Source organism: Streptomyces zaomyceticus (genome assembly GCF_014656215.1).
GTDB classification, from domain to species: domain Bacteria; phylum Actinomycetota; class Actinomycetes; order Streptomycetales; family Streptomycetaceae; genus Streptomyces; species Streptomyces zaomyceticus.
The window spans coordinates 210,953-223,958 of record NZ_BNBZ01000002.1 but is presented as its reverse complement, the minus strand read 5'-3'; the positions used below and the strand labels follow the sequence as shown (position 1 = coordinate 223,958).

Below are 13,006 nucleotides of genomic sequence, written 5' to 3'. Positions count from 1 at the left end.
CGGTCGGCCCTCGAAGCCCTCCCCGTCCGGCGCTCCCGACCGGCCCCGAGCCGCTCCGCTCCCCCTCCCCCGCCCCTTCGCCCTCCGCACCGAAAGGCCCCGCATGACCAGCAACGACGCTTCCGTCGAGCCCGCGCTCGGCGTGTACTCCGAGGTCGGACGGCTCCGCAAGGTCCTTGTCTGCGCCCCGGGGCTCGCCCACCGCCGGCTGACCCCGACCAATTCGGACGACCTGCTCTTCGACGACGTGATGTGGGTGGAGAACGCGCAGCGCGACCACGCCGACTTCGTCAACAAGCTGACCCAGCGGGGCGTCGAGGTCGTGGAGCTGCACGAGCTGCTCGGCGAGACCATGGCGATCCCCGAGGCGCGGGCGTGGCTCCTCGACCGGAAGATCGTCGCCAACGAGGTCGGCCTCGGCCTCATCGAGGACACCCGTGCCTTCCTGGACGCCCTGGCACCGCGCGACCTGGCCGAGTACCTCATCGGCGGTCTCTCGACGGCCGACCTGCCCGAGGAGTTCCGCTCGGGGTACGTCGCCCTCGCCCGCGAGGCCACCGGGGCACGCGAGTACCTGATGCCCCCGCTGCCGAACACGCTCTACACCCGCGACACCACCTGCTGGCTGTACGGCGGCGTCACCCTGAACCCGCTGTACTGGCCCGCCCGGCACGGCGAGACCCTCCTCATGAAGGCGATCTACGGCTTCCACCCCGACTACCGGGACGCCACGGTCTGGTGGGGCGACCCGGAACAGGACTGGGGCCAGGCCACCTTCGAGGGCGGCGACATCATGCCCGTCGGCAACGGCGTCGTCCTGATGGGCATGAGCGAACGCACCTCCCGGCAGGCCATCACCCAGGTCGCGGCCTCCCTGTTCAGGCAGGGCGCCGCCGAGCGGGTCGTCGTCGCGGGCATGCCGAAGCTGCGCTCCGCCATGCACCTGGACACCGTCTTCACCTTCGCCGACCGCGACATCGTCACGCTCTACCCGAAGATCATGGACGCGGTCCACACCTTCACGCTGCGGCCCGGCGACAAGGCCCCCGGGGTCGAGATCACCGACGAGGGCGGCACTCCGTTCGTGGACGTGGTCGCCAAGAGCCTCGGCCTGCCGAAGCTCCGGGTAATCGAGACCGGCGGCGACGTGTACGCCTCCGAGCGGCAGCAGTGGGACAGCGGCAACAACGCCGTCGCCCTGGAGCCCGGCGTCGTCTTCACGTACGACCGGAACACCCAGACCAACACGCTGCTGCGCAAGGCGGGCGTCGAGGTCGTCACCATCGTCGGCGCCGAGCTCGGCCGGGGCCGCGGCGGCGGCCACTGCATGACCTGCCCGCTGATCCGCGACGCGGTCGAGTTCTGAGCCCTCGCGTACACATCGAACCGGCCCCCCCGTCACGGGGGGGCCGGTTCGATGTGTACGGGTCGCCCGGATCGGTCCGTGGAGCCCGCTCAGTCCGTGGAGTCCGCGCCCGCCAGCTGCTCGGCGAGCTCCCGCTCGCTCTCCTCGGGAAGCGAGGTCTTGAGCACGGTGCCGCCGAACTCCTCCATGGCGGCGGCGAACCTGTCCTCGGTGACCTTCGAGGCCATGATCACGACGGCCGACGAGCCGGGGGCGAGCAACGACCGGACCTTGTCGCGGAACTTGTTGTCGACGCCCATCTGGCTCAGCTTGCCGATGAGGCCGCCGACGGCCGCGCCCACCACGCCGATCCCCGGGGTGAGGATGATCATGCCGAAGACCATGCCCCAGAGGGCGCCGGCGGTGGCCGAGAGGGCGACCCTGCCCTCTCTCCGGGCCGGGGTGTCCACATGGGTCTCGCCGTCGGCGTCCACCGAGACGATGGCGATGCCGGTCAGTTCGACGACATGGTTGTCCTCGAGCTTCTGCACCGCGGCGAAGGCTCTGTTCGCGACGGCGCGATCCTCGTAGCCGATGACGATGAGTTCGGACATACCGCTCTCCTCCTTTTCAGTACCGCTGCGCCTTGGTGAGCCTCGGGGTGAGCACCGGCTCGGGAGGCTGTCTGCTGATGACCAAGGGCTGTTCGCGCTTGCCCGGTTCGAGGTCCTCGACGCCGACGTACTGCGTCTCGACGACCTTGCCCGAGGGGTCGAGGAAGTCGACCTGGACGGCGTAGGAGGCGTCCTCGTCCGTGTTGTTGGTGATGGTGAGGACCACGGCCAGCACGCCTCCGGTGTCGGCCCGGGGTTTACCGGTCATCGCGACGTCACCCCTCGCGTTGCCCTGGCCCTGCACGCCCTTCAGGACGTCCTCGGCCTGTTGGCGCGAGCGCTCGATCTCCGCCCCGATCGACGCCTTGCGCTCGGCCTCCCGCGCGGACGCCGAGGCGGCCGCGGAGGAGGCGGAGGCGCGGGCGGATTCGACGACCGCGGCCGCCGACGAGGCGACGGAGGAGGGGAGTTCGCCCGTGAAGCCGGACGCGTCGGGGGCCGTGGGGCGTTCGCTGAAGGTGGGGGCGCCGGTGTCGTCGTTCCCGGTGTCGCAGGACACGAGGGCCGTCGCGCCGAGAGCGGTGAGGACGACGGCGGCGGCCGCGCTCACGGCCCGTGTGCGGACCGGCCTCCTCGTCCGCGCCGATGTGGGGTTCACAGGATGTGTCCTCTTCCGTCTCTGTGGTGCGGTCGTGGTCGTCGGTCGCGGATGTGCGTCGCGGGCCGTGGGTCGTGGGGCGTGGGTCGTGGGTCGTGGGTCGTGGGTCGTGTCAGTAGCGCAGGACACCCGCGATGCGGTCCATGTCGAGGAGTGCGTCGTCGCGGACGAACTGGACCTCGGCCCCGGTGTCGAGGGCCCGCTCGACGATCTCGTCGACCATGTCGTCCCGCGACTCGGCCTCGGAGGGCTCCGCGGGTTCCAGGTGGCCGCCCACGTCCCGTACGACGGTCCGGTAGTGGTCCTCGACCGCGAGCAGCCGGACCCGGCCCTCCTTCACCGCCTGCCAGACCTCGTCGATGCCGCCGGCGAACTCACGGCGCCCGCGGGCGGCGTCGAGCTCGGCCAGGACGGTGGTCGCCGCCGCGGCCTCGCGGGCGGTCCGGGCGGGCTCGACGGCCTCCCGCACGGCCGCGGCCGGGCCCCGCGCGAGCCCTCCACGGTGGACGGGTGTCGAGCCCTGCCGGAGCGGGCCGGTCTCCTCCAGGAGGGCGAGGGCGGCGGGCTCTCCGATCACGTACAGCGGGCGCGGCTCGGAGGCGAGGACGGTGCGCAGGGCGGTGTGCGCCTCGCGCAGGAACTGGCGGGTGGCCTCGTCCTGGAAGGTGCTGGGCAGGTCGCCGACGCGTTCCTTGCGCTCCGCGTCGGGGTCTTCGAGGCTGCGCGTGAGGGGGAAGCCGTCCCCGGTGTGTTCGACGACCCGTTCGGGGCTGCCGCTCCACAGCGAGACCCGGTCGGCCGAGACCGCGAGCGCCCAGGAGGGCTGCTCGGCGGCGTGGGCGGCGACGAGGTTCCGGGTGAGGAAGGTGTCGGCGAGGACGATGCGTTCCGGCACCGTCCTGGCGACCGTCCACACATAGTGCTCCCCCGCGGCGACGAAGATCACCAGGCCGTCCTCGGCGTGCGCGAGGTCGATCTCGGACACCGCGCGGCGCAACTGGTCCAGGACGTCGTCCCGCCGCTCGCGGGTCACCGCCGGATCGTCCTGGAGGGCCTTCTCCGCCCCGGCCACGAGGTTGCGGAGGCGCACGGGGTCCTGGGCGTTGTCGGGTTCGCGGCGGTGTGTGGGCATCACGAGGGAGACGGCGGGGTACGGGCGGGGCTGTCGCAGCTTCGCGAGCACGTCGCTGCTGAGTGCGGGGTCCATGGAGAAGCCTTCCTGGCGGATTCCTGCGGTGCGGCGGGACGGGCCGCTGGTGGGGGGCCGGCTACTGGGGGCCGGCGAGCTGCTCGGCCAGCTCCTTCTCGTCCTCGTCGCTGAGCGAGGTCTTGAGGACGGTGCCGCCGTGCGGCTGCATGGCCAGGGTGAACTTGTCCTCGGTGACCTTCGAGGCCATGATCACGACGGCGGCCGAACCGGGTGTGAGGAGGTCCTCCACCTGCTGGCGGAAGCGGTCGTCGACGCCGGATTTGCTGAGCTTGCCGACGAGGCCGCCGAGGGCCGCCCCGGTAAGGAGTCCGACGCCGGGCAGCAGGAAGAGGATGCCGAAGATCGCTCCCCACAGGGCCCCGGAGGCGGCGGAGACGCCGACGACGCGGCTGCTGGTGTCGACATGCGTCCGGCCCTCGGCGTCCACGGAGACGACCGCGAGGCCGTTCAGGTGCACGACGTAGTCCCGTTGCAGATCCTGCACCGTCGCGAACGCCTGCTCGGCGACCCGGGGGTCGTCGTATCCGATGACGATCAGCTCAGCCATTCCCGCCTCCTCGGAGAAGGGACACCTCGAGGTCTCCCTTCCTGCGGAGAGTCCCGGACGGCCTCTCCGGGGCCATGGAATGTCATCTTGTCCCGATATATACCGGGTCGCGAATCGGTGGTCCCCTCAATGGGCGCACGGACGGCGTGCCCCGTGCGCGGGGCCCGCCGTGGCGGGCTCCGGCCCGGGACGTGAAAGCGCCCCGTACCGGCTGGACCGAAGCCCGGTACGGGGCGCCCGCGGCGGCACCTGGACGCAGGTGGACCGCCCTGCCTCTCGGCTACGCCACCGGCTGCTGCTGGGTGACGCAGTGGATACCGCCGCCGCCCGTGCCCAGGCGGTCGATGTTCAGCTGTTCGATGACCCGGTCCGGGTAGAGCCGGGCCAGGGTGGCCTTCGCCGCCTGGTCCGCACGGGTGTCGCCGAAGTGGGCGCTGATGACGGCACCGTTGCAGAGGTAGAAGTTGGCGTACGAGGCGAGGAACGCCTGGTTGGTGGAGCGGATCTTGTTGTAGTCCGGGCCCTGGAGCCGCATCGTGTCCATCGGGATGCCGGTGGAGGTGGTGGAGGCGGAGAGGATGCTGAACTGCTGACGCGCGTCCCGGGCGTAGGCGTCGTTCTCGGACGCGAGGGGCATCTGTACCAGGGCCTCGCCGGGCGAGAGGAAGCGGGACGTGGCGTCGACGTGGTCGTCGGTGATGTCCTGGCCCCGGACGCCGTCGAACCAGATGACCTTGGAGGCGCCGTAGGCCTCGCACATGGCCGACTCCAGCTGGCGCTCCGACATCCCGGGGTTGCGGTTGCGGTTCACGAGACTGCTGCGCGTGGCCATGAGGGTGCCCGCACCGTCCTGCTCGATCGCGCCGCCCTCGCCGACCAGGTCGGCGTAGGTGATCGGCACGCCCACGTAGGAGGCGATCCGGCCGGCGACGAGGGCGTCCTTCGCGTGGGCCTGCTTGTTGCCCCAGCCGTTGAAGTTGAGGCCGACGGCGTCCAGACCGCCCGCCCCGTCGGTACGGAAGACCGGACCGGTGTCACGCATCCAGCAGTCGTCGACGGGGATGGAGCCGATGACGGTGACCGTGGAACCGCACAGCTGGCGGGCCTTGGCGGCGCTTCCGGAGTTGGCGCACATCACGACCGGTTCGTACTTCGCGATCGTGCGGGCGATCAGGGCGATGTCCGCCTGGACGCCGCTCAGCTTGTTGCCCCAGATCGAGGTGCTGTCGGGCCAGGCCATCCAGGTCCGGGTGTGCCGGACGTCCTCGATCGGCGCCCGGAAGGTGCCCGCGTTCGCGGTGGCGCGTGCGTTGCCCTGGGTGGTCGTCGCGAGGGCCGCGCCCGCGGCCGTGGCACCGGCCGCGATGAGGAATGCCCGCCTGTTCAGGCCCGGTCGGGCGTGTCGCCGGTTGCTGCCGGCGGGGTTCGCCTCAGGTCGGTTCACTTCTGCCTCCTGTGTGCTGGGTGGGCTGTGCGAGAGGGGACGTGAGCTCCTGGCGGGCCGCCGCGATCCGGTCCGGGTTCCAGCCGGGGTGCGGGACGGAGTCCAGGAGCAGCCGGGTGTACGGGTGCTGCGGCGCGGCGAGCACCTCGGCGGTGGCGCCGGCCTCGACGACGCTGCCGTGGCGCATGACGATGACCTCGTCGGTGACGCACCGGACCACGCCGAGATCGTGGGTGATGAAGAGGTAGCCGATCGGGGTCTGCTCGCGGATGTCGGCGAGCAGGTTGAGGATCTGGGCCTGCACGGAGACGTCGAGGGCGGCGACGGCCTCGTCGAGGACGAGGACCGCCGGTTCCACGGCGAGGGCGCGGGCGATGGCGACGCGCTGTCGCTGGCCGCCGGAGAGCTGCCGGGGCAGGGCGTCGGCGGCACGCGTGCCGAGGCCCACCTGGTCGAGGAGCTCGCGGATACGGGGCTCGGGGTCCCGGTCGGGGAAGTGCAGGCGCAGGGTCTCGCGCAGGACCTGGTCGACGCCGGTCCTCGGGTCGAGGGACAGATAGGGGTCCTGGAAGACCATCTGCACCTCGCGGGCCCTGGCCAGGCGCTGCTCCCGGCCGCGTGCGCGGGAGGGCCGGGCCCTGCCCCGTACCCGTACCTCACCGGCGTCCGCGTGTTCCAGACCGACGACGATGCGGGCGGTGGTGGTCTTCCCCGAGCCGGAGCCGCCGACGATACCGAGCGAGCCTCCCTCGGGGAGGGTGAAGGACACCCCGTCCACGGCGTGGACGGTTCCGAAGCTGCGCCGCAGGTCCACGGCCTGCAACAGGGGCTCAGGCATCGACGGCACTCCCTTCGCCGACCAGACGGTCGCTGTGGTGGCAGGCGGCGAGGTGGACCGGCCCCTCGGAGACCTGGAGCGGTGCGGGGGCGTGCTCGTCGCACACCTCGGTGGCGAGCGGGCAGCGGGCCGCGAAGGCGCAGCCGGTGACGGGCGTGCGGAGGTCCGGCGGCTGCCCCGGGATGGCGGCCAGCCGGCCGCCGGGGGTGGTGAGCCGGGGTGTGGAGGCGAGCAGGGCCGCCGTGTACGGGTGGCGGGGGCGCGCGAAGAGGGTCTCGGCGGGGCCGGTCTCGACGATGCGGCCGGCGTACATCACGTACACGCGGTCACTGATCGCCGCGGCCAGGTCGAGGTCGTGGGTGACGAAGAGGAGCCCGGTGCCGAAGCGCTCCCGCAGCCGGGCGAGCAGGGCGATCACCTCCGCCTGCGTGGTGACGTCGAGCGCGGTGGTGGGCTCGTCGGCGAGCAGCAGTGCGGGGTCGCCCATGAGCGCGGCGGCGATCATGACCCGCTGGAGCATGCCGCCGGACACCTGGCTCGGGTACTTCTTCAGGGCGCTGTCGTCCAGCCCGACCGCGTCGAGCAGCTCGACGGCGCGGGCGGTGGCCGCGGACCGGCCCATGGCCCGGTCCCCGGTCCGGGCCGAGCACACGCTCTCGGTGAGGAAGTCGCCGATGCGGCGCAGCGGATTGAGGGCGGCGCGCGGATCCTGGAAGATCATGGCGACGGTGTCGGTGCGCAGGGCGCGCAGCCGGTCGGCGTCCATGGCGAGGACGTCGTGCCCTTCCACGAGCACCGTGCCCTCGGTGGTGGCGCCGGGCGGCAGGAGGCCGAGGGCGCTGCGCGAGGTGAGGGTCTTCCCGGAGCCGGACTCGCCGACGAGGGCGACGGTCTCGCCGCTGCCGACGGTGAGATCGATGCCGTCGAGGACGGGGCGGGCGGTGCCGGGAAGGGTGACCCTCAGGCCTCGGACGTCCAGCGTCGTGGTGGATCCGGTGGATCCGTTCGCCGATGCGGTGGATCCGTTCGCCGATGCGGGGCGGGGCGGTCGGGTCATGGGGCCTCGTGTCATCGGTCTCTCCTCGCGACGCGGTCGGCCCAGCGCTCGCCGACCACGTTGAACGCGACGACGGTCAGGACGACGAAGAGGCACGGCAGGATCGCGGAGAGCGGGTATCCGTGCTGCACGGCCGTCTGGCCGTCGAAGACCATGCGGCCCCAGTCCGGGGTGAGCGGCGGTACGCCGAGGCCCAGGAAGGACAGGCCGGCCAGGTCCATGAGGGCGTACCCGAAGTTGATCGTCGACTGGGCGAGGACGACGGGGGCGATGTTGGGGAGGATGTGGCGCAGACAGATCTGGAGCGCCGAGTGGCCCTGGACCCGGTAGGCGCTGACGTAGGGGCGGGCCCGTTCCGCCAGGACCAGGGAGCGGGTGAGCCTGCTGACGTACGGCAGGTAGGCCAGGCCGAGGGCGACGACGGGGGCGAGCAGTCCCTCGCCGTACACCGAGATCACGAGGACGGCCAGGAGCATCCCGGGGAAGGCGAAGACGAGCTCGGTGGCCCGGGAGAGGAGCGAGTCGAGCCAGCCGCCGCGCCAGGCGGCGGCGGTGCCGATGGCGACCCCCGCGAGGGTGGAGAAGGCGACGACGCCGAGCGGGCCGAGCAGGGAGGTGCGGGCGCCGAGGAGCAGCCGCGAGAGGGTGTCGCGGCCGGCGGCGTCGACGCCGAAGGGATGCTCGGCGGAGGGCCCGGCGAGCGCGGCGCCGAGATCGACGGCGTTGGGGTCGTGCGGGGCGATCCAGGGCGCGAGGAGCGCGGCCAGGACGACGCTCGCCACGAGTCCGAGGCAGACGAGGTGGAGCGGGGAACGGCCGGAACGGACGCGCAGTTTCGCGAGGCCGGGCCGCCGGGTGAGGACGGTGCTCATGCGTTCGCCCCTCTCGTTCCGAGGGTGATCCTGGGGTCGACCAGCGGCAGCAGCAGGTCGACGATCAGGTTCACCGCCATGAACAGGGCGACGATGATGAGGGAGATGGCCTGGACGGTCGGGAAGTCCTTGGTCGTGGTGGACAGTTCGAGGAGCTGTCCGATGCCGCCGATGCTGAAGGCTGTCTCGACGAGGATCGTGCAGACCAGCAGGGTGGAGACGATCAGGCCGCCGGTGGTGAGCACGGTGCCGAGCGAGTTGCGCAGCACGTGCCGGCGGATGACCTGGCGCTCGGGGATTCCCCGGCTGCGGGCGACGGTGACGTGCTCGCCGGCGAGTGCTTCGAGCATGGCGGAGCGGGTGACCCGGGCGAGCATCCCGATGAGGTAGAGCGCGAGGGCGATCGCGGGCAGGGTCAGGTGCCAGACCTGGTCGAGGAACCCGCCGCCGGCGCCGCCGCTGGGGAACCAGCCGAGCTTGACCGCGAAGAGGCCCTGGAGCAGGACGGCGGCGACGAAGGACGGGGTTCCGACGGCCAGGGTGGTGGCGACGAGGACGGCGGAGTCGGTGGCTCCGCCGCGTACGGCCGAGATCCGGCCGAGCAGCAGGCCGACGGTGACCACCACGATCAGCGCCATGGTGATCAGCAGCAGGGTGGTGGGCAGGCGGTCGGCCAGGAGCCGGGAGACATCGGTGCGGTAGGTGAGGGAGCGGCCGAAGTCGCCCTGGACCATGTCGCCGAGCCAGCGCAGATAGCGGACGGCGAACGGGTCGTCCAGGTGGTACTGGGCGTTGACGGCGGCGAGTGCCTCGGGCGAGGCCGAGCGGCCGGAGAGCAGGAAGCTCGCCGGACTGCCGGGCGCCAGGTACATCGCGCCGAAGACGACGAACGACGCCACGAGGAGGGTGGCCGCCATCTCGGCGGCCCGCCGGACGGCGAATCTCACGAAGTTCACGGCGCGGCCCCCACGTCGGCGGCCCACGGGTAGTACATGTACGCGATGGTCGTGGGGGCGCCGGTGATCCTCTTGTTGAGGAAGAGGGCGGTGGGCCACTCCGCGACCGGGATCCACGGCAGTTGTTCGGCGGCCCGCTTCTGGAGCTCGGTCTCGATCCTGAGCCGGCTGTCCCGGTCGTAGGTGGCGGTGGCCCTGTCGACGAGTTCGTCGTACCGCTTGTCGCTGTAGCCGGCGAAGTTCAGGTAGGCGCCGGTCCTGAAGTTGGTGAGGAGGTCCAGCGGGTCGGTGATGGAGTCGTAGTAGGTGAGCGGGAACATGTCGATGCGCTCGCGCGCCTCGGGGTCGGTGAAGAGGGCCGTGAAGGCGTTGGGGGCGACGGACTTGAGGTTGATGTTCAGTCCGATGCGGCTGCCGGCGGCCTGGACGGCGGTGGCGAGGAGGGAGACGTCCTGGCCGATCGAGCTGGTGGCGACGGTCAGGGTCTTGCCGGTGGCCCCGGCCTGTTCGACCAGCGCGCGTGCCTTCTCGATGTCCCGCTCGGTGGGCGGCAGTCCGGCGAAGGCGGCCTTGCGGGTCTCCTCCGAGGCTCCGGCCCAGGCGGCGCGGGTGGTCAGGGAGTTGGTGACGGTGCCGGCGCCGCCGAGTCCCGCCTTCACGAACCCGGTGCGGTCCAGGGCCAGGGAGAGCGCCTGCCGGACGCGTACGTCTCCGAGCGGGCCCTTGATGTTCGTGATGTTGACGTTGACGGTGCTGAGGCCCTCGCCGAAGTAGAGGGTTCCCGCACCGCTTCCCTTGAGGCGCGCGTAGCTCTCGGTCGGGATGAGGTAGCCGCCGTCCGCCTCCCCGCTGAGCAGGGCGTTGGTCCGGGCGGAGGGGTCGGTGAGGAACCGGAAGACGACCTTGCCCGCCTTGGCCCGCTTGCCCCAGTAGCCGTCGAAGCGGTCGAGTTCGAGCGACTGCCCCTTCTGCCAGGTCCCGAGCTCGAACGGTCCGGTGCAGGCGAGGCCGCCGGAGGTGCCGTAGTCCTTGCCCGCGGCGGTGACGCCGGCCTTGGAGGCGACGACACCGGCGGCGGTCGCCATGTACTGGGGGAACTGGGAGTCGGGCTTCTTGAGCTTGACGGTGACCTGGAGCGGGCCCGTCTTCCGTACGGAGGCGACGTTCTGGAAGTTCTGCGCCCAGGCCGCCGCGTTGTTCGGGTCGGTCTGACGGCCGAGACTGAAGACGACGTCGTCGGCGGTCATGGTCCGCCCGTCGTGGAAGCGCACCCCGCTCCGCAGGTCGTACACCCAGGTCTTCGGGTCGGGGTTGGTGGCCTTCTCGGCGAGACCGGGTTCGAGGGTGAGGCCCGGCGTCCAGCGCATCAGGCTCTCGCACACGTTGGAGAGGATCGTGTTCTGCGGGTAGTCGAAGGCCACGGTGTAGTCGAGCGTCGGCGGCTCGGCGTACACGGCCCAGGTGAAGGAGTCGATGTCACCCTTGGGCTTCGGCGTTCCGGCGGAGAGCGCGTAGGACGCACCGGGGGCGCCGGTCCCGGTGCCGGGCGGCCCCGCGCAGGCGGCGAGCACGGCGACCGAGGACAGGACCGCGATCGTGACCCGTGTGGCCGTCGCGGGGACGGACCGGCCGCGCAGCGGGCCGGGACGGCGTCTGGACACGCGGGGTGGGGGTGCGGAGGTCATCGTCGCGCTCTCTTTCGGTACGGCGGGCAGGGCGTCGTTCTGGGGTGAGGGCCGGAGATCGTTTCGCTGCGTCTGGGGTGAGGGCCTGGGATCGTTTCGCTGCGTCGTGAGGGACGGCGTCGCGTCGGGCGGCGACCCGGGTCGTGAAGCGGTGGCGTGACGCCGTGGGGTGACCCGGGTCGCTCCGCGGCTTGGCGGGCCGGGTCGTTACGCGCTGCGGCGGGCCGCCGGGATCTGCTGGGTGATGCAGTGCACGCCGCCACCGCCGTACGCGATGACCGGCGCCGGCACGCCGACGACCTTGCGGTCCGGGTAGGCGGCGGCGATGACCTCGAGGGCGGCCATGTCCTGCGGCACGCCGGCCACCGGGACGACGACGCCGCCGTTGGCGACGTAGTAGTTCAGGTACGAGACCTCGACCCGGCCGCCGGCGACCTCGGCGAAGGCGACCTGGGGGACGTCGACGATCTCCAGGGCGCGGCCCCGGGCGTCGGTGGAGGCCTCCAGGACGGCACGGTTGGCGCGCATCCGGGCGTAGTCGGGGTGCTCGGGGTCGGTCGGCAGGGAGACGACGACCTTGCCGGGGGCGGCGAAGGCGCAGACACCGTCCACATGGCCGTCGGTCTCGGTGTCGAGCAGCCCGCCGTACGGGAGCCAGATCACCTTGTCGACGCCCAGCCGGCTCTTGAGCTCGGCCTCGATCTGGTCGCGGTTCAGGTCCGGGTTGCGGTTGGTGTGCAGAAGACACTGTTCGGTGGTGATGAGGGTGCCCTCACCGTCGACGGTGATGGCGCCGCCCTCAAGGATCATCTCGGAGGCGATGCGGTCGATGCCGAGGTGCTCCAGGAGCAGGGCACTGATCCGGTCGTCGGAGTCGTACGGGTGGTGCTTGCGGCCCCAGGCGTTGAAGCGGAAGTCGACGCCCGCGCGGTGTCCGTCGCCGTCCAGGACGAACAGGGGCGCGGAGTCGCGGAACCAGGAGTCGTCGAGGGGCAGTTCCACGACGGTGACGTCCTCGCCGCAGTGGGCACGGGCGTCGTCGCCGAAGCCGGGCGGGGCGACCATGGTGACGGGCTCGAACCGTGCGACGGCGCGGGCGACGTCCGCGTACTCGTGCTTCACGGCGTCCAGGACGTCGTTCCACAGGTCCTTGCGGGTGGGCCAGGCCATCAGACAGCCCTCGTGCTCGGACCATTCGGCGGGCATACGGAACGTGGTCATCGGTGTCTCATTTCGATCGGTGGGAAGGATCGTGGCCTTAACTGAATTTTCAGTCAAGGCTTTGGGTGTGAAAAAGCCGGAGGAGGTCAGAGGAAAGAGGGACGTCGGCGACCATGGAGCCGCGGAGCGCGCGCGGCGGGCACGGGCGAGCCCGGCGCCGGTGAACGGTGGCGGGCGGTCCCGCCCTGCGGGCGTCGACACATGTCGGCCTCGCGCACATCACGCACATGGGGCTGCTTCCTTCCTCCCCTCCGTGGAGGCAGGGAGAGCGAGGGGCGGGCGCTGCGCCTCGGGCCGCGCCCGGCACCGCGGGGGTGGGCGGCACCGGCGGAGCCCGGCGATGCCCACACTGTGGCACTGACTGAAAAATCAGTCAAGAGATGAAGCATGTGTGAACACCGTGCGGACGAAAGGGCCGCCGGCGACTCTCCCGCGGGCCCGTACCGAGGCCCGGATCAGGCGCCCACCAGGCGTGATGCCGGACGGCGCGACCCACGAGCGCCGGGCGGCAAGCCGAATCCGGCCGCCGCCCCCAGGGCCCTGGGACACTCCTCTTCCG

Annotated in this window: 12 protein-coding genes; 1 reads left to right on the top strand and 11 read right to left on the bottom strand. The window is 71.7% G+C overall.

Annotation, left to right across the window (positions count from 1 at the left end):
- Positions 1–103: 103 nt before the first annotated feature.
- Positions 104–1,366, top strand: coding sequence for an arginine deiminase (locus IE311_RS03850; protein WP_189830085.1), 1,263 nt, complete (start codon positions 104–106; stop codon positions 1,364–1,366).
- 89 nt (positions 1,367–1,455) lie between these two features.
- Here the strand turns inward: IE311_RS03850 and IE311_RS03845 are convergent, their stop codons facing one another.
- The 11 genes from IE311_RS03845 to IE311_RS03795 all read right to left on the bottom strand — a co-directional run bounded on the left by IE311_RS03845 (position 1,456) and on the right by IE311_RS03795 (position 12,447).
- Complete coding sequence (locus tag IE311_RS03845) at positions 1,456–1,959, bottom strand: DUF1269 domain-containing protein (RefSeq protein ID WP_189830084.1); 504 nt, start codon at positions 1,957–1,959, stop codon at positions 1,456–1,458.
- Positions 1,960–1,975: 16 nt separating this feature from the next.
- A complete protein-coding gene (locus IE311_RS03840; protein ID WP_189830083.1) occupies positions 1,976–2,617 on the bottom strand; it encodes an FxLYD domain-containing protein in 642 nt (213 codons plus the stop codon).
- Between the two features lie 112 nt (positions 2,618–2,729).
- On the bottom strand, positions 2,730–3,824 hold the full coding sequence (locus IE311_RS03835; protein ID WP_189830082.1) for a baeRF3 domain-containing protein: 1,095 nt from the start codon (positions 3,822–3,824) through the stop codon (positions 2,730–2,732).
- Positions 3,825–3,885: 61 nt separating this feature from the next.
- Positions 3,886–4,374 carry a DUF1269 domain-containing protein gene (locus IE311_RS03830; RefSeq protein WP_189830081.1) on the bottom strand — a complete coding sequence of 163 codons (489 nt, stop codon included), beginning with the start codon at positions 4,372–4,374 and terminating at the stop codon, positions 3,886–3,888.
- Between the two features lie 280 nt (positions 4,375–4,654).
- A complete protein-coding gene (locus IE311_RS03825) occupies positions 4,655–5,818 on the bottom strand; it encodes an agmatine deiminase family protein (RefSeq protein WP_189830080.1) in 1,164 nt (387 codons plus the stop codon).
- Positions 5,805–6,656, bottom strand: coding sequence for an ABC transporter ATP-binding protein (locus IE311_RS03820; RefSeq protein WP_189830079.1), 852 nt, complete (start codon positions 6,654–6,656; stop codon positions 5,805–5,807). Before IE311_RS03820 ends, IE311_RS03825 begins: the two co-directional genes overlap by 14 nt.
- Positions 6,649–7,728: an ABC transporter ATP-binding protein gene (locus IE311_RS03815; protein ID WP_229901703.1), complete on the bottom strand. Its 1,080-nt coding sequence runs from the start codon at positions 7,726–7,728 to the stop codon at positions 6,649–6,651. The genes IE311_RS03820 and IE311_RS03815 overlap by 8 nt, the downstream gene beginning before the upstream one ends.
- Positions 7,725–8,585, bottom strand: a complete 861-nt coding sequence (locus tag IE311_RS03810; RefSeq protein ID WP_189830078.1) for an ABC transporter permease — start codon at positions 8,583–8,585, stop codon at positions 7,725–7,727. Before IE311_RS03810 ends, IE311_RS03815 begins: the two co-directional genes overlap by 4 nt.
- Complete coding sequence (locus IE311_RS03805) at positions 8,582–9,541, bottom strand: ABC transporter permease (protein WP_189830077.1); 960 nt, start codon at positions 9,539–9,541, stop codon at positions 8,582–8,584. Before IE311_RS03805 ends, IE311_RS03810 begins: the two co-directional genes overlap by 4 nt.
- Positions 9,538–11,202 (bottom strand): ABC transporter substrate-binding protein, encoded by a 1,665-nt coding sequence (locus IE311_RS03800; RefSeq protein WP_229901702.1) that lies wholly within the window; start codon positions 11,200–11,202, stop codon positions 9,538–9,540. Before IE311_RS03800 ends, IE311_RS03805 begins: the two co-directional genes overlap by 4 nt.
- Before the next feature lie 231 nt (positions 11,203–11,433).
- A complete protein-coding gene (locus IE311_RS03795) occupies positions 11,434–12,447 on the bottom strand; it encodes an agmatine deiminase family protein (protein WP_189830075.1) in 1,014 nt (337 codons plus the stop codon).
- Positions 12,448–13,006: the final 559 nt, after the last annotated feature.